At 35.3% G+C, this 18,822-nt stretch carries 17 protein-coding genes; 9 read left to right on the top strand and 8 right to left on the bottom strand.

Going from position 1 to position 18,822, the window contains the following annotated elements:
- Both Q0972_RS16175 and Q0972_RS16170 read left to right on the top strand, forming a co-directional pair.
- Positions 1-630 (top strand): carotenoid biosynthesis protein, encoded by a 630-nt coding sequence (locus Q0972_RS16175; RefSeq protein ID WP_299367795.1) that lies wholly within the window; start codon positions 1-3, stop codon positions 628-630.
- Positions 631-1,809 (top strand): lycopene cyclase family protein, encoded by a 1,179-nt coding sequence (locus tag Q0972_RS16170; protein WP_299367792.1) that lies wholly within the window; start codon positions 631-633, stop codon positions 1,807-1,809.
- Here the strand turns inward: Q0972_RS16170 and Q0972_RS16165 are convergent.
- Both Q0972_RS16165 and Q0972_RS16160 read right to left on the bottom strand, forming a co-directional pair.
- Entirely contained in the window at positions 1,806-2,045 is a 240-nt protein-coding gene (locus Q0972_RS16165; RefSeq protein ID WP_299367789.1) for a hypothetical protein, read from the bottom strand. The genes Q0972_RS16170 and Q0972_RS16165 overlap by 4 nt on opposite strands.
- A complete protein-coding gene (locus Q0972_RS16160) occupies positions 2,038-2,493 on the bottom strand; it encodes an SRPBCC family protein (RefSeq protein WP_299367786.1) in 456 nt (151 codons plus the stop codon). Before Q0972_RS16160 ends, Q0972_RS16165 begins: the two co-directional genes overlap by 8 nt.
- 234 nt (positions 2,494-2,727) lie before the next feature.
- Here Q0972_RS16160 and Q0972_RS16155 point away from each other — a divergent pair, with 234 nt between their 5' ends.
- From Q0972_RS16155 to Q0972_RS16140, 4 genes are read left to right on the top strand one after another with little or no spacing between them, the layout of a single operon-like run.
- Positions 2,728-4,677 (top strand): peptidylprolyl isomerase, encoded by a 1,950-nt coding sequence (locus Q0972_RS16155; protein WP_299367783.1) that lies wholly within the window; start codon positions 2,728-2,730, stop codon positions 4,675-4,677.
- A 3-nt stretch (positions 4,678-4,680) separates the two neighbouring features.
- Positions 4,681-5,535 carry a peptidyl-prolyl cis-trans isomerase gene (locus tag Q0972_RS16150; protein WP_299367780.1) on the top strand — a complete coding sequence of 285 codons (855 nt, stop codon included), beginning with the start codon at positions 4,681-4,683 and terminating at the stop codon, positions 5,533-5,535.
- Positions 5,513-6,940: a peptidylprolyl isomerase gene (locus tag Q0972_RS16145; protein ID WP_299367777.1), complete on the top strand. Its 1,428-nt coding sequence runs from the start codon at positions 5,513-5,515 to the stop codon at positions 6,938-6,940. The genes Q0972_RS16150 and Q0972_RS16145 overlap by 23 nt, the downstream gene beginning before the upstream one ends.
- 3 nt (positions 6,941-6,943) lie before the next feature.
- Entirely contained in the window at positions 6,944-7,897 is a 954-nt protein-coding gene (locus tag Q0972_RS16140; RefSeq protein ID WP_299367774.1) for a MoxR family ATPase, read from the top strand.
- Positions 7,898-7,970: 73 nt separating this feature from the next.
- On the opposite strand, the gene Q0972_RS16135 is transcribed toward Q0972_RS16140, so the two are convergent.
- Positions 7,971-10,280, bottom strand: coding sequence for a S9 family peptidase (locus tag Q0972_RS16135; protein WP_299367769.1), 2,310 nt, complete (start codon positions 10,278-10,280; stop codon positions 7,971-7,973).
- A gap of 410 nt (positions 10,281-10,690) precedes the next feature.
- Here Q0972_RS16135 and Q0972_RS16130 point away from each other — a divergent pair, with 410 nt between their 5' ends.
- The 3 genes from Q0972_RS16130 to Q0972_RS16120 all read left to right on the top strand — a co-directional run bounded on the left by Q0972_RS16130 (position 10,691) and on the right by Q0972_RS16120 (position 14,339).
- Positions 10,691-12,958, top strand: coding sequence for an aconitate hydratase (locus Q0972_RS16130; protein ID WP_299367767.1), 2,268 nt, complete (start codon positions 10,691-10,693; stop codon positions 12,956-12,958).
- Positions 12,959-13,090: 132 nt separating this feature from the next.
- Positions 13,091-13,762 (top strand): Crp/Fnr family transcriptional regulator, encoded by a 672-nt coding sequence (locus Q0972_RS16125; RefSeq protein WP_299367764.1) that lies wholly within the window; start codon positions 13,091-13,093, stop codon positions 13,760-13,762.
- Between the two features lie 10 nt (positions 13,763-13,772).
- Positions 13,773-14,339, top strand: coding sequence for a TlpA disulfide reductase family protein (locus tag Q0972_RS16120; protein WP_299367761.1), 567 nt, complete (start codon positions 13,773-13,775; stop codon positions 14,337-14,339).
- A 295-nt stretch (positions 14,340-14,634) separates the two neighbouring features.
- On the opposite strand, the gene Q0972_RS16115 is transcribed toward Q0972_RS16120, so the two are convergent.
- From Q0972_RS16115 to Q0972_RS17935, 5 genes are all read right to left on the bottom strand, one after another.
- Positions 14,635-15,081, bottom strand: coding sequence for a sterol desaturase family protein (locus Q0972_RS16115; RefSeq protein ID WP_299367758.1), 447 nt, complete (start codon positions 15,079-15,081; stop codon positions 14,635-14,637).
- Between the two features lie 15 nt (positions 15,082-15,096).
- A complete protein-coding gene (locus tag Q0972_RS16110; RefSeq protein WP_299367755.1) occupies positions 15,097-15,936 on the bottom strand; it encodes a phytoene/squalene synthase family protein in 840 nt (279 codons plus the stop codon).
- 27 nt (positions 15,937-15,963) lie between these two features.
- Positions 15,964-17,418: an NAD(P)/FAD-dependent oxidoreductase gene (locus Q0972_RS16105; protein ID WP_299367752.1), complete on the bottom strand. Its 1,455-nt coding sequence runs from the start codon at positions 17,416-17,418 to the stop codon at positions 15,964-15,966.
- Entirely contained in the window at positions 17,419-18,327 is a 909-nt protein-coding gene (locus tag Q0972_RS16100) for a MerR family transcriptional regulator (protein ID WP_299367749.1), read from the bottom strand.
- 361 nt (positions 18,328-18,688) lie between these two features.
- Positions 18,689-18,822: GIY-YIG nuclease family protein (locus Q0972_RS17935; RefSeq protein WP_367182411.1), on the bottom strand; the 134-nt coding region annotated here is incomplete at its 5' end.

The raw sequence follows: 18,822 nt of genomic DNA, 5'->3' as shown, positions 1-18,822 counted from the left end.
ATGAACAAAAAGTTAAAACTGAGATTATCGATTTTTATTATATGGTTATTTACTATATCAGGAATTTTTGGTGTCTTATCTGAATATGAAAATTGGTTTTTGTCACTTACCCCTTTGAGTTTGTTATTAAGCTTTATCATAATAATATGGCATGTTAAGCCGTATGACTCTAAACTAATTTTTGCCATTGCGATTCCTTTTTTTCTAGGTTTTATAACTGAAGCCTTGGGTGTTAACTATGGTCTTATTTTTGGTAATTATGCCTATGGTGAAAATCTTGGTATTAAAGTTTTTGGTGTGCCCTTAATGATATGCATCAATTGGGCATTGTTAACTATGGCAACGGCAGATGCCGCAAAACTAATCTCTAAGAATTTGCTATTGTCTTCCCTAATAGGTGCGGCATTAATGACGGGTTTGGATGTCATTTTAGAGATATCGGCACCAAGATTTGATTTTTGGGAATTCGAAAATGGAGAAGTGCCTTTACAGAATTATTCGGGTTGGCTAGTAACCGCATTTATAGCGCATTTAGGATATCAATCCTTTAAGGTCAAAACAAATAAAACTATTTCAATACATGTTTTAATTTCAATTATTGTATTTTTTACAGTGTTTTTATTCTTTTAAATGGCCAAATCCAGATACGATTATATTATTTTAGGTGCAGGTGCATCGGGCTTAATGCTCGCTTATCGCATGGCAAAAGATGCATTTTTTAATGATAAATCTATTTTAATACTCGACCAACAAAAAGAAAAGGGTAACGACAGAACTTGGTGTTTTTGGGAAAAAGGACAAGGTGAGTGGGACCAGTTGCTGGCCAAATCCTGGGCTAAAATTTTCTTTGGTAGCCAAGCCTATTCTGAACATCTAGATATTTCACCTTATAGTTATAAAATGATAAGAAGTGAAAGTTTCTACAAAGCACTGTGGGATACCATCGAAAAAAAACCAAATATCAGTTTTAAGTTGCGAAGTGTCTTATCATTTAAAGAAACTGAAAATGGCGCTGAGGTTATTGCTGCTGAGCGAAAAGATGTGTTTGGGCCTATTATTGAAAAGACAGCTTATGAGGGCGATAAGGTTTTTACAAGTCTCAGTAATTATGAAGCCTATAACTTTCAAAAAAAATACCCAGTTATTAAACAACATTTCTTAGGTTGGTTCTTAAAAACTAAAGATGATGTATTTGATGATTCCATAGCAACCTTTATGGACTTCACCATTCCCCAAAAAGGAAATACACGGTTTATGTACGTGTTGCCTATAGATAAAAGAACAGCATTGTTTGAATATACCTTATTTTCTAAAGATTTACTGCCACGTGCAGATTATGAAGATGCTATTAAGGACTATTTAACGAAAAAGGGAATAAAAGATTATGAAATCATTGAAAAAGAAATGGGATCAATACCAATGACATCATTTAAGTTTTCTGAATTAGATTCCAAACATATTTTAAACATTGGCACAGCTGGTGGCTGGACTAAAGCCAGTACAGGCTATACGTTTAGAAATACGACAAAAAAAACACTTAACTTGGTTTCATTTTTAAAACAAGAGACCGATCTATCCAAGTTCAATAAAATATCTAAACATTGGTACTACGACTTACTTTTTTTAGATGTTCTAGCTAAGCATAATGACGAGGGCGCCGATCTGTTTTCTTCTATGTTTAGGAGAGGAAACATAGAGACAATTTTTAAGTTTTTAGATGAGGAGTCTAGCTTATTGGAAGATCTAAAAATTATATTGTCTGTGCCTCCAAAGCGTTTTACCCAATCCTTGTTGAGACGTATGTTTTAGTTTTCAGAATAGATTTGTCCTCTGTGAGGCTTAAGAGCGTCTCTAATAGGTTTCATTTTTGACTCATCTATAACTAAATATGCGATACTGTGCATCTCATTATATGTCTCAACTCCAGTATTTGTAATATCTAAAGCGTTTGATCTAATGTATTCTTGTAAGTGAATCAAATGATGCTCAGCTGTTTTCTGGCTTACGGGACCTCTAAAATCCCATATTAGTTTTAATTTACGCATTGGCAATAGAAGTACCGTTTTCGGCAAAATTCTTAAAATTGGTCATATACTTTTTTGTCTGTTTCTTAAAGGCACGAGGCATTAAGAACAGCATAGCGTTCATCATAAAATTTGTGGGTTGAAATTCATTTTTGCAGATCCATTTTGTATGGCCTTCCATTGTTTCTTCAAAGTAGTTCTGTTGAATATTTCTAACACCTTTTGTATTATAGGTAGCATGAAATTCTTTTGGGAAGTTCTGTTTGGTGATGGTCTCAATCAATTCCATCTTACGTTTACCAAAATCATAATTTAGTTTCATCTTAGCACCAAACTCACCGGGCGTTCCCGAAATATGTTCAGTACTGACCAGACCTTCTTGCCAATGCTTCATGTTTTCTGGAGAATTCATCTTTTTTGCAACCTCAACCAAAGGTCGCTTTATGATCATTTCGGTGGTATATTTCATGCTATAATAACAATTCGCATTAAATATAGCAAAAGCATAAATACTAACTCTAATTTATCGACGTTTCTACCATTTTAGAAGCCGTAAGCGTATTATAGTAGTCTTAGTCTGTTAATTAAATTATGATTGCGGTTCAACTTGTAAAATAGGCGATTTGTGTTATTTTTGCAGAATCTGGAAATTAATGTAATCGCGTTAAGATTACAATGATTTAACAATGAAAATATTATGACAATGAAACTTAAATTTAAATGGCTCTTTTTGGTGTTTTTTACACTTAATTTTTCTTTCTCTCAAGACAACAAAGAAGTACTCTTAACAGTAAATGGAGACCCGGTAATGATATCCGAATTTTTAAGGGTTTACAATAAAAATTTAGATTTAGTTAAGGACGAAAGTCAAAAGGATGTAGATGGTTATTTAAAGCTTTTTACAGAATATCAATTAAAATTAAAAGAGGCCAAGCGTTTAAAGTTACATGAGGATACCAAATATCAGCGCGAATTCAAGAGGTATAAAAATCAGTTAACCAAGAATTATTTATCAGAGAATAAAGTTACAGACGCTCTGGTGAAAGAGGCTTACAAACGCAGCACCATAGATATTAATGCATCTCACATATTAGTTAGGTTAGACGAAAACGCTCAAGATACACTTAGTGCATATAATCAAGTCTTAGGGTTAAGACAACGAGCTTTGGATGAGGGTTTTGAAACCGTAAAGGCAGAGATGCACAATGGGCAAACTATCTTTTTGGAAGATCTAGGCTATTTCTCAGCATTTAAGATGGTTTATGATTTTGAAACAGCGGCATACAATACACCAAAAGGAGATATCTCTATGCCGTTTAGAACACAGTTTGGATATCATGTTGTAAAAGTCAACGACAGGCGTCAATCTCGTGGTACGATTACAGCAGCGCACATTATGGTAGCTTTAAAGCAAAGGGATTCACTCCTCAATCCTGAAGACCGCATTAATGACATCTACAAAAAGATAGAACAAGGAGAAAGCTTTGAATCTCTAGCCAAACAATTTTCGGACGATAAGAGTTCAGCAAGAAATGGTGGGAAATTATCACCTTTTAAGAGTGGACAATTAAGCTCGGCCGAGTTTGAAGACGAAGCTTTTGCATTAAAGGCAGATGGTGATATGACCAAACCATTTAAAACAGAATACGGATGGCATATAGTAAAGCGCATAGACCTAAAGCCCACTCAAACATTTGAAGAGCAAAAACTATCTCTAGAGGCAAGAGTAAAAAGAGACTCGAGATCCAAGCTTATCAATGCTGCAATGGTAAACGAATTAAAAAAACGTTATCAAATTTCGTATGCTGAAGAAGCAAAACCGTATTTTGAATCCATCTTAAATGAAGGGTTTTTTAAACGCTCATGGACATTGCCAGAGCAGTTTGATAAGGCTAAAACCATATTTACCATTAATAACAAAGCATTTACTTATGATGAATTTGGAAACCACTTAATGTCGGCCCAACGTAACTATTCCGACAGAAAGGCATCATCATTTTCAAATGTAGTAGATAACGAATTCAAAAAATTCTTTGATAAATCTATTTTACAGTATAGAGAAAATAATCTTGAATTTGAAAACAAAGATTTTGCCGATATTCTCAAAGAATATAGAGAGGGTTTGCTACTATTCGACTTAATGGAAAAGGAAGTCTGGAATAAAGCCTCTAAAGACACAACAGGTCTAGAAGCGTATTATCTTAAAAATAAGTCAAAGTACCAATGGGGTGATAGAGTAGATATGATTATGGCGACTTCGGCAGATAAGGCCATTGCCCAAAAGGTTCTAAAAATGATGAAAAAGGGTAAAACCAAAGAAGAAATAGAAGCTGCTTTAAATACAGACTCAGAGAATAATGTCATTTTCACAAAAGGAATCTTTAGTGTGGATGATGGCAAGCTACCTTCTGACTTGAGCTTTCAAAAAGGCTTAGGCAAAATATATCAGCACAATGACGCGTTTCATGTAATAGATGTAATTAACGTATTACCAGCTGGAGATAAAACCCTCCAAGAAGCTAGAGGTAATGTTGTTAATGACTACCAGACACAGATCGAGACTGATTGGATTAAAGAACTCTATGCTCGTTTTGATGTTGTTGTAAATGAAAAAGCACTAAAAGCTGTAAAATCAAAAATTAAAAATCAATAGATTTTGTTAAAAAAAGCGTTCTTTACTTTAGGAATTTGCTTGTTTATTGTTAGTTGCGACTTTTTTAAAAAAACAGATGACCGTCAGCCAATAGCAAGAGTCAACGATTCTTACTTATATAAGGAAGATGTGGTAGGATTGGTTCCAGAAGGTGCTAGTAAAGAAGATAGCTTGGTTATAGTTAATGCTTACATAAACCGTTGGGCAAGACAGTTGTTGCTAATGGATGGCGCGTTGCTCAATCTTTCGGAAGATAAACAAGAAGAATTCTCGAAGCTTATAGAACAGTATAAAAATGATTTGTATACTAAAGCATATCTTGATGCACTTGTAAAGAAAAATATAGATACTGTAGTCAATAAAGATGAGGCGGAAGTTTTTTACGAAGCTAATAAGGAAACATTTAAGCTTAACGACGACTTGCTACAACTGCGGTATATCAGTTTACCATTAAACGCTATAGATTTAGATACCATTGAAAACAGATTTAAACGTTTTGAAGTTAAGGATAAACGCTATTTGGATTCAATTTCGTTACAGTTTAAATCCTACTCCCTAAATGATTCCTTATGGGTAAGATTTAGTCAAGTAGTGGATAAAGTTCCAGTAGTTATCCAAGAAAGTAAAAACCAACTGTTAAAAAAATCTAATTTCTTACAGCTCAAAGATTCATTAAACCTATATTTGATTCATGTTAATGACATACGCCTTCAAAATGATTATGCACCTTTGGAGTACGTATACCGATCCATAAAACAAATCGTTATTAATAAGCGAAAATTAGAGCTTATCAAACAACTCGAAAAAGATATTTCAAAAGATGCGATTAAAAATAATGAGTTCCAGATTTATGACTAAAACGTTAAGTATTTGTATGCTCTTGTGTTTTGGTTTATTAAGCGCCCAAGAAATTATACCCGACGAAACACCTAAGGTAAAGGTAAAAGATAGCGTTGTAAATAAAACACGTATTAAAGCAGATGGGGTAGCTGCTGTCGTTGGGGATTTTATTGTTTTAGAATCCGATTTAGATCGAGAAATAGCACAACTTGAAGCACAAGGCGCAGACTTGTCGGGAGTCACCCGTTGTGAGCTTTTTGGAAGCCTCTTAGAAAGAAAGTTATATGCGCACCAGGCTATACAGGATAGTGTTATAGTAAATGAATTGTATATTCAATCCTTAGTAGAACAGCAGATTGAAGGCATTTTAGCCCAAACCCAAGGTGATATGGAGGGGTTGTTGAAGTTTTACAAGAAAGAATCAGAGCAAGCCTTACGAGATGAGATGTATGAAATAAACAAAAATGGATACCTAGCTCAGGAGATGCAGAAGAAGGTCATTGATGGCGTTGAGGTAACCCCAGAGGAGGTAAGAACATTTTTTAATGATATTCCTAAGGACGAAAGGCCAACCTTTGGTACTGAGCTTAAAGTAGCACAGATTGTAGTTATACCAGAAATTACGGAAGAAGCCAAACAAGATGTAATTGATAAACTGAAGGGGTTTAAAAAAGATGTAGAAGAAAATGGCGCTAGTTTTACTACAAAAGCACTGTTTTATTCTGAAGATTCAGGATCAAAAAACAGTGGTGGACTATTGCCTACTATGAATAGAAAACGCCCTAGAATGGTTAAGGAATTTAGGGATGTTGCCTTCAACTTACAAGAAGGGGAAATTTCAGATCCGTTTGAAACAGACTTTGGTTTTCACATTATTTATTTAGAAAAGATTAGAGGACAGGAATACGATGTGCGACATATTTTATTGCGCCCTGAGGTTACGCCCGATGCTATTAAAAAGGCAGAAGATAAAATTAACAAGGTTAGAGAACTTGTAGTGAGTGGAAAGCTGTCCTTTGCTGATGCAGCAAGAGAATTTAGTGATGAAGAAGAGACGAAATACGAAGGCGGAAAACTTACCAATCCAACGACCCAAGATTTTAATTTTGAACTGACCAAAATGGATACGGAGATGTACACCCAAATTCAAGGTTTAGAAGATGGTAAAATTAGTGAAGTTATTCAAGATGAAGATCGAATTAATTCTATTAAATTCAAAATCATGACAGTTACGGATAGAATTGATGACCATGAGGCCGATTTTGCTAGGGATTACCTAAAGATTAAAGAACTAGCATTGCAAGACAAGCAAGTAAGGGCCATAGATAAATGGCAAAAAGAAGTCATAGCAGAAACTTATGTTAAGATAAATGGTGTATATAGAGACTGCGATTATCAAAGTAATTGGTTAAAAACACAATAGCATATGTCTGATGTCACCGTAATTGAAAACTTTGTAAAAAAGTACAAAGTTCTTAAGCAGGAAATAGCTAAAGTTATCATTGGTCAGGAAGACGTTGTCAATCAGATTTTAATCTCTATTTTTTCAGGTGGGCACTCTTTGTTAATTGGTGTTCCAGGTTTGGCAAAGACCCTTATGGTCAATACTATTGCCCAAGCTCTGGGCTTAGATTTTAAGCGTATTCAGTTTACCCCAGATTTAATGCCAAGTGATATCCTTGGAAGTGAAATTTTAGATGAAAACCGCCATTTTAAGTTTATCAAAGGTCCAATATTTGCTAATATCATTCTTGCAGACGAGATCAACAGAACACCGCCAAAGACACAGGCAGCTTTGCTAGAAGCTATGCAAGAGCGTGCAGTTACCGTAGCAGGTCATCAATATAAATTAAGTTTGCCGTACTTTGTTTTGGCAACTCAAAACCCGATTGAGCAAGAAGGAACCTATCCATTGCCAGAAGCACAGTTAGATAGATTTATGTTTGCTATAAGGTTGGAGTATCCTTCTTTTAAGGAAGAGGTTGAAGTTGTAAAGGCGACCACCACAGATATTCAATTATCAGTTAATGCTTTATTTACTGCGGAAGAGATTATTGATTTTCAAAATGTCATACGTCGTATTCCAGTAGCTGATAATGTGGTAGAATATGCGGTGTCATTAGTAGCTAAGACACGACCAAAGGCAGAAACTGCTGCGGAAATTGTAAAGGAATTTGTGGATTGGGGAGCAGGACCGAGAGCTTCCCAAAACTTGATTCTCGCAGCAAAAACACATGCCGCTACTAAAGGAAAGTTTTCGCCGGATATAGAAGATGTACAAGCCATAGCCACTGGGATTCTTAGACATAGAATTATTAAAAATTACAAAGCAGAGGCAGAAGGTATTTCAGACGAAAAAATCATTGAAAGTCTATTCTAAACTTAAAATTTTTAAATTAAAAAAGACCTTTTGAAAATCTCAAAAGGTCTTTTAGTTTTAAGTTTTAAATTGATTAGTTTTTGATTGGTTGCTCTAAATCTTGTTTTAGGTGTTTTGCATAAAAGCCCATCATGGCTTTATAAAGCGCAATTCTATTTTCTTCTTTACCAAACCCATGGCCCTCATCGTATCTTACCATATAAGGTACGTCAACACCTTTTGCCCTTAAGGCTTCAACAATTTGGTCAGACTCATCGATGTTTACCCTTGGGTCATTGGCACCTTGTACTACAAAGAGTGGCTTTTTAATTTTTTCAACATGAAATGCAGGAGATACTTCTTTCATAATTTCCTTTTCTTCGGGTACATCTGGATCGTACCAGATTTCCTCTACGATCTCTTTGTAAGGCTTCCAATATTCTGGGAACGAATCGTAAAATGTAAAAATGTTAGACACACCAACATAATCGACACCACAGGCGTAAAGATCTGGTGTTTTAGTTAAGCCTCTTAATACAGCATAACCTCCATGGCTTCCGCCATAAATAGCGGCATTGTCTTTATCTACCCAACCTTGGTCTATCACATATTGTAAGCCATCCTCAACATCGTCCATAGCCTTTCTGCCGATTTGCTTAAATCCTGATTCTAAAAACTCACGGCCGTATCCACCAGAAATTCTAAAGTTAACTTGTAAAGTGGCATAACCACGACTAGCAAATAGTTGTGCTTCTGGATTAAAGCCCCAAGAATCTCTAATGCCTTGTGGGCCACCATGGGGATTAACAATCACAGGAACTCTTTTACCTTCTAAAGCTGCTTTTGGAAGTGTAATATAACCATGGATAGTTTTACCGTCTCTACTTTTAAATGTTATTGGTCGCATCTCTGCCATATCTTCTTCAAGTAGATTAGGCATTAAATTATAAAGTAATCTAAACTCGTCCTTTTTAGCATCATAGGAATAGTAGGTTCCGTATAATTTATCACTCTGTAAAAAGATTAAGTATTTACTCTCATCGTCGGTAACATCAGCGATACTATAGCTATAATTAGGGAATTTGCTTGTGATTTTGCTGTGCAATTTTTTATAGTAGTCGCTTACAGGTACGATAACATCTTTTTCACCTTCATAAGAAAAATAGTCTAATTCGTAACCTCTGTTTCTTGATAAGGAAAGACCAGATACATCGTAGTTGTCATTAGAAAATAATTTTTCGATTACTTTATCTTCCTTTAGATCATATAAATAGATCTGCGTCTTATCACTGTCTAAGTTAGATACTACATAGGCATCATGTGGGTAATCAGTGGCATAGTTAAATGAAGATATACTAAAGCTATCCTTCCAGTTTAATTGTTTGATGATCTCAAAATTTTCGCCATCTATAGTGTAATACAAATCAAAATTTACACCATCACGTAATTTTCCAAAACTGCGTAGGTTTCCATCCTTATCAAAATCATAATTGTTAATAGGGTTTGCGATATCATCATTTTTATAAAGTTGCTCGAGTTCACCAGTTACGATATTTATTTTGTAAGGCTCAAATATTTGAGGATTGTTTTGATTCATGGAGATGATCATATGGTCTTTATCCTCTTTAATAATATTTAGGATATTCACTTTTACCCCTTCAAATGGAGTCAATTCTTTTTGGTTTTTTCCATCTAAATCAACAGCAAACAAGTGATAATCCTCATTACCACCCTTATCCATAATGTATATTAATCTATTTTCGTTTGCCCAACCAAAACCTCTTATAAGCTCTTCTTTTTCTTCAATAACTCTAGTGACTTCATCAGTCTCTAAGTTTTTTACATAGACGTGGTTTTTCTTATTGTCGTCTTTTTCTCTGTAAGACAAATATTTGCCGTCGGGAGAAAAATTAAAAGATCTCGCCTTAGGTCTAGCAAAATAGTCTTCAACGTCATATTTGTAACTATTAATGGGTTTCCAATTAGCTAACTTTTCTAATTCTTCATCAGAAGTGGGTAAAGCTGTATTACCTGGTAAGGTTTTTACCGTTTTATTTAGGGTTAGTGGAAACTCATTTCCGCTTTGATAAAATGTACCAGTAAACGTGTTTTCTGCAAATGTGCCAACATATTTGATACCAGCTTGATTAAACTTGATAGTTAGTGTATTGTCTTCAAAAGTAGTCACGTCCATAGGAATATCTGTGGCACCTTGAGAAGGACTGTCCATAGTAGAAGCGTAGGCGCCATCTTCCATCGTTATATTAAACAACAGTGGGATTTCAGCACCTTGTACATTTAGTTTTCCTTCCCATGCGCCAGTAATGTCCTGTGCATAGGATAGTGTAAGGGAACCTAAAAACAGTAATATAGCTCCACTTATTTTTAAAAGAGTTGTTTTCATTTTAATGATTTAAGATTTAAAATTCGTTTTCTTGTAATACTCCGATGACTATCGGAATAATTTGAGTTTTTGATTGTTCGATTAATATAGCAGTTAGAAGAAAAAAGAATGGCTTTGTTACAAATAAAACGTTAAAATTAGTATCGATCTTCAAAAATTATATTTGGTGTAAATGCAGATATAAAAAGAATTAATAGAAATACATAATCATTCTAAATAAGATAAATTGTTAAATTATTGATATTTAATCATTTTAATTGTTAATTTTTAAATTAATAATTAAAAAAAACTAAAATTTATGATTTAAATGTAAAGAAATTGCGATTTTGTTACATATTTTTAAAAATCCTTAAGAATTCGTAATTTTGTGCGACTTAAAAAACATAATTATCAACCTTTAAATATACTTTATGGCTTTTGACATTGACATGATTAAAAAGGTTTATGCTAACATCGCTGAGCGCGTTGATGCTGCCAGAGAAATTGTTGGTAAACCATTAACACTTTCAGAAAAAATATTATATGCCCATTTGTGGGATGGTAAACCGACGCAATCATTCATTAGAGGTAAGGATTACGTTGATTTTGCGCCAGATAGAGTAGCGTGCCAGGATGCCACAGCACAGATGGCATTATTACAATTTATGCAAGCTGGTAAGGCTAAGGTAGCCGTGCCAACAACAGTGCATTGCGATCATTTGATTCAGGCAAAAAGTGGAGCAGAAGTAGACTTAAAACATGCCAATGATACGAGTAGTGAAGTTTTCAATTTTTTAGAATCCGTATCCAATAAATACGGTATTGGATTTTGGAAACCAGGCGCAGGTATTATTCATCAAGTAGTATTAGAAAACTATGCATTCCCAGGTGGGATGATGATCGGTACGGATTCGCATACAGTAAATGCAGGTGGATTGGGTATGGTTGCCATTGGTGTTGGTGGTGCTGATGCGGTAGACGTTATGGCGGGAATGCCTTGGGAACTTAAGTTTCCGAAACTTATAGGTGTAAGATTAACAGGAAAACTTTCTGGATGGACAGCACCTAAAGACGTTATCCTTAAAGTTGCTGAGATACTTACCGTTAAAGGTGGAACAGGATCTATTGTAGAGTACTTTGGTCCAGGTGCCTTGTCAATGTCATGTACAGGAAAAGGAACCATCTGTAATATGGGAGCAGAAATCGGCGCTACAACATCTACTTTTGGATATGATGATTCTATGGAGCGCTATTTAAGAGCTACAGACAGAGCAGATGTTGCAGATGAAGCCAATAAAATAAGAGAATACCTTACGGCAGATACTGACGTCTATGAAAACCCTGAACAATATTTTGATCAGGTGATCGATATTAACCTTTCTGAATTAGGGCCATTACTAAACGGACCTTTTACTCCAGATCTATCGACTACAGTAGGTAGGGAAATGACCGATAAGGCCAAAGAAAACGAATGGCCAATGCAAGTAGAATGGGGATTAATAGGATCTTGTACCAACTCCTCTTATGAAGATTTATCGAGAGCATCTTCAATAGCACAACAAGCATTGGATAAAGGCCTAAAAACCAAGGCGGAGTTTGGTATTAATCCAGGTTCAGAGCAAGTACGTTATACTGCGGAACGCGATGGTATCTTACAAGTGTTTGAAAAATTAGATGCTACAATATTTACCAACGCCTGTGGTCCATGTATTGGGCAATGGGCACGTTACAGTGATCCAAAGAATGCACCAAAAAATAGTATTGTACACTCGTTTAATAGAAACTTTGCTAAGCGTGCTGATGGTAATCCTAACACACATGCATTTGTGGCCTCACCAGAAATTACAGCGGCCATTGCTATTGCAGGACGTTTAGATTTTAATCCAATGACAGATACATTGATTAATGAAGATGGAGAGGAAGTGATGTTAGATGAGCCAACAGGATGGGAATTACCACCAAAAGGTTTTGATGTCAAGGAAAATGGTTATTTAGAGCCTGTTGCAGATGGAAGCGGCGTAGAAGTCACCGTAAATCCTAATTCTGAGCGCTTACAATTATTGACACCGTTTGAGCCTATTGGCGATTCTATTACAGGTGCTAAGCTTTTAATCAAAGCTTATGGTAAATGTACTACAGATCATATTTCTATGGCTGGCCCTTGGTTGCGTTTTAGAGGACATTTAGACAATATAGCCAACAATACTTTAATTGGTGCGGTAAATGCATATAACAAACAGACCAATTTTGTTAAGAACCAGCTTACAAGTGAGTATGGCGGCGTACCAGACACACAGCGTGAGTATAAGAAAAATGGCATTTGGTCAGTCGTGGTAGGCGATCATAATTATGGAGAAGGTTCATCGAGAGAGCATGCTGCAATGCAACCAAGGCATTTGGGTGTTGCTGCCGTAATTGTAAAATCCTTTGCACGTATCCATGAAACTAACCTTAAAAAACAAGGTATGTTGGGGCTTACGTTTGCTAATGAGGCTGATTACGATTTAATACAGGAAGACGATACCTTCAACTTCTTGGATTTAAATGAATTTGCACCAGGTAAACCATTACATATCGAGGTTGTCCATGCAGACGGATCAAAAGATACGATTGCTGTAAACCATACCTATAATGACTCGCAGATTGAATGGTATAAAGAAGGGTCAGCACTTAATTTAATCAAGAAACAGAATGCTTAATACTTAAGTAATCTTATCATACTTTTTAAAACTCTCAGCAACCACTGAGAGTTTTTTTTAACTTTTCTGTAAGTTTTTCTATTCAATAGCGACATTAGTGTTATACACAATCAACATTCTATTACCTATATCATGAAGTCATTTTGGTTTTTTGAGGATGTAAATCTATTTAAGCTATTGTGCCCTCATAAGTTTAAGGCTTACAAACAAGCACATACCTTTGATCATTACCGCAAAGAAGATTATATCTATTTTGAAAATGATTCTTCTAACAAAGTTTATTTAATTGAAAAAGGAAAAGTAAAAATTGGCTATTACAGTGAGAGTGGCGATGAAGTGGTAAAAGCTATTTTAACTAAAGGTGAACTGTTTGGCGAGAAGGCGATATTAGGTGAGAGAATACGCGAAGAGTTTGCACAATCGTTAGACAACCAAACTTCCATTTGTCCCGTAGGTGTAGAAACGATGCACGATTTAATGCGGGATAACCAAACCTTCAGTTTTAGAATTTATAAATTTATTGGTTACAAGTTTAAGAAACTGGAACGACGCTTACAGTTGTTACTTTTTAAAGACTCTAAAACAAGATTAGTCGAATTTTTAGACGAACTTTGTACAGATTATGGGTATAATTGCGAAAAAACAGGTGACCAGATCATAAATCACCCTTACACACAAAAAGATATCGCGTCTTTGATTGGCATTTCGCGCCCGACATTGAATATTCTTATGAACGAACTAAAAGAAGATGATATTATAGACTTTAATAGAAGACAGATTAGAATTTATAATACTTCGGCTTAAACCACAATTGATGAAAGCTAATTTCACTAAGCGCAATATCATTTTTTTGATCATAATCGCTATTCTTATTATACCACAAACAAGACAGCCTTTACAGATAGTATTGCATAAGGGGTTGAGCTATATCAACCAATCTTCGGTTATTGATGAAGCAGATAGGGTTATTGTATCTTACAGCGATTGGAAATTACAATCCGATGTCAATAATGCTTTACTCGATTTTAAAGCTACTCAAGGTAAAGTTGTATTTGTGAATTTTTGGGCGACATGGTGTCCACCTTGCATCGCAGAAATGCCCAGTCTTCAGGCATTATACAATGATTACAACGATAAGGTAAAATTCTTATTCGTTACCAGCGATGATTTTAAAACTGTAGAAAACTTTAAGAACAAAGAGAATTATAGTTTTGAAGTTTTCAATCCCATGAGCAATATACCAGAAGCATTGGCATTTAGATCTATTCCCAGAACTTTTATTATCAACAAAAGAGGTGAGATTGTGGTTGACGAATCTGGTGCCGTTGATTGGAATAGTGAAACCGTTAGAGGGCAATTAGATCAAATGCTTTCTGAATAATTCATAATCTATATTAAGGTTAAAACTTTGTGATTTTATTGCAGCGACTTTAGTTTATATACCTTTTAAGAGTATTTGTCATTTCGAATCTTTCGACTGTCGCTCAAGACAGGCTAAAGAGAGAAATCTCATTATGAACCCACAAGATTATGAGATTTAGCTTCGCTTAACCTTGCGGTTTCTTGTCACTTTCCCTTCGATTTCGCTAAGAATTCAGCTCTGGCGGAATAACTTGAATACAACAAAATGAATTTCATTCGTTGATTAAAACTATGGATTTCAAATCTATAGTGATTTATTTAAAATACTTAAAAGGAACAATGAGCATTCCGAAGTTTTCGCCATCTTTTTTACCCAAATGCTTATGATGTATCTTGTGGGCACGTCTTACGCCACGAGCATATTTATTATCAATATTACGAAGCCATTTAAAACGTTGGTGAATAAAGATATCGTGCACAATAAAGTAGGCTAAACCGTAGGCCATAATACCTATGCCTATAGGCAAGCAGTACCATACATTTTGTTCGCCCCAAAGGTAAAAGCAGGTCATGCTGACTACAGCATAAAAAATAAAAAAGGCATCATTGCGCTCAAACCAGCTATCGTGGTCTTTGTGGTGATGGTCTTTATGCAAACTCCAGAGAAAACCGTGCATAATATACTTATGGGTAAACCACGCATTAAACTCCATAATTAAGAAAGTTCCGAAGAAAATTAATATCCAAAAAAACGTTTGCAAACCTGTGATTTTAAGTTAAAGCAAATTTAATTGATATTTTACATAACTGCGTGTTAGTAGTTCAATCTTTTTATAATTTGGAACTCTAATTCTTGCCGATTTTATTTCTAACGCTGGTGTGTTCTTAAGCTTTTGAAGCAGTTTGTTATAATAACGGTACGCCATAAATACGCCAAAGCGTGCCTCAAGTGGTAATCGTTTAATGCCTTTAAGTCCTTCAGAGAAATCCTTTTCTATATCTTTGATAATGGCTTGTTTAGAAACTTCGTCTAGGTGGTTGAGGTCTGTGTTTGGAAAATATGTTCTGCTCAAATCCTCAAAATCGGCTTTTAAATCACGTAAAAAATTCACTTTCTGAAAGGCAGAACCCAAGCTCATTGCTGAATCCTTTAGATCTTCATATTTTTCTTGATCGCCCTTTACAAAAACTTTTAGGCACATAAGACCTACAACATCCGCAGAGCCATAAATGTAGTTTTTGTACTCTTCTTCCGTGAGATAATCCTTTTTAAACAAGTCTAAACGCATACTGTTCATAAAAGCATCGACCAGATGCTTGTCTATACCATATTTATGATAAGTTTCCTGAAATGAATTTAGAATAGGATTCAAACTAATTTTATCTTTCAAAGCATTTTCCAATTCAGTTTCAAAATTCCTGAAAAGTTTTTCTTTATCGTAATCATGAAAGGTGTCGACAATTTCATCTGCAAACCTCACAAAACCATAGATGTTGTAGATGTCTTGTCTTATGCTTTCTGATAACATTTTGGTCGCCATAGAAAATGATGTGCTGTAGGCATTGGTAACAAGCTTACTACATTCTTTGGAGACGTTGTCGAAAATTGATTTCATGATAATCGGTATATTTTTCTTAGCAATTTAATTTCTGTTGATGAGGTCAGCTGCCAGCTTTCCTGATATTAAGGATGGTGGAACACCTGGGCCGGGAACAGTGAGCTGTCCTGTAAAGTAAAGTCCATCGACTTTTTTACTTTTTAGTTTTGGTCTAAGGAAAGCCGTTTGTTTTAGCGTATTGGCCATTCCATAGGCATTACCTTTATACGAATTGTACTCACTAACAAAATCATTGACACAAAATGATTCTTTAAAAAGAATATGGTTTTGTACATCTTGATTGGTTAAGTTTTCAAAACGATTAATGATAATATCAAAATATTGTTGCCTTAACTCTGGCGTATCTTCCAATCCTGGTGCGATAGGAATCAAGAAAAACCCGGTTTCGCAACCTTCCGGAGCCATACTCTTGTCCGTTACTGAAGGAAAGTTAACGTAAAATAATGGGTTTTTAGGCCATTTAGGGTCATCATAAATCTCTTCGGCGTGATTTTCGAAATTTGTGTCGAAGAATAAGTTATGATGTTCTATCGCGTTAAGCTTTTTATTAAAGCCGACATAGAAGAGAAGCGATGATGGTGCAAAGGTACGTTTGTTCCAATACGACTCTGAATATTGTCTGTAATTTTGATCTAGTAAGGTTTCAGAATGGTGATAATCTGCACCACTAAGTACAATATCTGAAGCTATAGTCTTTCCATTAACCGTAATCCCAACGGTTTTTCCGTTTTCAACATTGATCTTTTCCACATTGCTATTGGTGTTAATATCCACACCTAAACTCTCAGCTAAGCTTTTCATAGCCTTTATAATCTGGTACATACCACCTTTTGGGTGCCATGTGCCTAAACCAAAATCAGCAAAGTTCATAAAACTATAAAACGATGGTGTTTGACTTGGTTTTGCGCCTAAAAACAGTACCGGAAACTCTAGTGTAGAAATCAACTTAGGGTTCTTAAAATTCTTTCTCACTTCTGAGCTAATAGTTTTAAAAAAGCGATCTACTCTGGTTACGGTATCTTTGGTTACCAATTCAAAAGGGGAGATGCCAGGTTTTAGCACAACCTTATTGATGGCTATATCATAGTGTTCTTGGGCTTGCGATATAAATTTGCGAAGTGGTTTAGAGCTTCCTGTTTCTATACGCTCAAATTCCTCACAAATTTGATCCATATGGTCACCTATGGTAATTACTTCATCCGAGAAGAAGATTTTGTAAGCAGGACTCAATTTATCGAGTTGATAATAGTCGCTTGTACTTTTACCAAAATCGCTAAAAAACTTTTCAAAGATGTCTGGCATCCAGTACCAGCTTGGTCCAATATCAAAGGTGAAACCATCTTTTACGAGTTGTCTGGCTCTTCCGCCGACGGTAGCATTTTTTTCGTAAACAGCTACCTTATGCCCGGCTTTTGCTAAATAGCAAGATGCCGATAGCGATGAAAATCCAGAGCCTATTATAGATATTGTTTTACGCATTTATGGATTATCTACTTTATCGATTAAGGCTTGTATACTCTTAAATGCCGAAACGCCTTTGGGTAAATTATCCAAGTCTAAGGCGTTCAGCATCTGACCTAAAATCCATAGTTTCGTATTGCTGCCGTTGAGCAAGAGTGTATTAAAATTCTCCATATATTTCTTAATCTCACCTTTTTCTGGTTTCACGGTGAAGTAAGATATGTAGATAATTTCATCGTAATAATCCTTTAAATCTGTCAAGCTCTCTAACGGTACACTAAAACCTAAAAAGATAGATTGATACCCTCTACTTACCAACTGATGGTTAATGAACATAAGACCCAGCTCGTGGATTTCATTTTCAGGTAAATAGAGTACAAAGGTTTTTTTAGAATTGTTTACCTGTCTAGACTGCACTTTTTCGATATTGATCAGTATTTTTTGACGAATCAATGAGGTTAAAAAATGTTCGTGTGCAGGAGTAATGGTGTCTGTTTGCCATAACAATCCAATTTCCGTTAAAAGCGGAATGAAGATGTCGTAAAAAATCTCATAGAATTCTTTTTCTTGCAGTAGGGACTCATAGGTATTATAGAAAAGTACCTGATCAAAATTGAGCATGGCTAGCTTAAAGGCGTTAATGGCATGATCCTCTATATTGCTTTGCGCCGCAATTTCTCTAACCAAAATAGGAATTTTATGCTCTTCTATGGTAGCTATTTTAGAAATTTTGTAGCCATTGTTATTAAGGTAGCTGACATTGAGTAGTTTCTGAAAACTTGCTAAATCATAATATCTTATGTTAGTATCTGTACGCTTGGGTTGAAGTAGGTTATAGCGTTTTTCCCAGATTCTTATGGTATGTGCCTTAATACCAGTGAGATTTTCTAGGTCTTTAATACTAAACTGATTTTTAATATTGTTCATTTTTTAATAAAAATGTTTAAACAAAAATAAGCTTTTAACTGAAACAAAGCGTGTAATTAACAAAATTTAATGAAAAAGGGTCTGTTAATAACTGCTATTTCTGAGTGATTTTGGAAGAAAAACTGTAAAGTATACGGAGTAAATTGCACACGAGAAGATCAAGATGCTTGAGGTCTTATCTAGAATGCTGACGCTAATAAAACATGTCGAATTTTTCAGAATATATAATATAAACAAAATAGGGCATAGGTTATAAGAATGTGCGCACGAGAAGATCAAGACACTAGTGGTCTTAATTCGAATGCTGACGCTTGCGGTCAGCATCTTGACTTTGCAGGGCAAACGTCAAGACTTCCACGACCTAAGAATATTTTTTTATAAAGTCAATGAGTCTATCTTTGGAAAGGTTTTTCAGTTTTTTTTCTAACGATAGAGCTTCAGAGCGACTTGGTTTTTCCGTATACCATAAAAGCTTCCAAGGCCTGTATCTTGCTG

It is taken from the genome of Winogradskyella sp. (assembly GCF_028282165.1).
Classification (GTDB): Bacteria; Bacteroidota; Bacteroidia; order Flavobacteriales; family Flavobacteriaceae; genus Winogradskyella.
The sequence above is the reverse complement of the archived record's forward strand: the minus strand, read 5'-3'. Positions and strand labels throughout refer to the sequence as shown.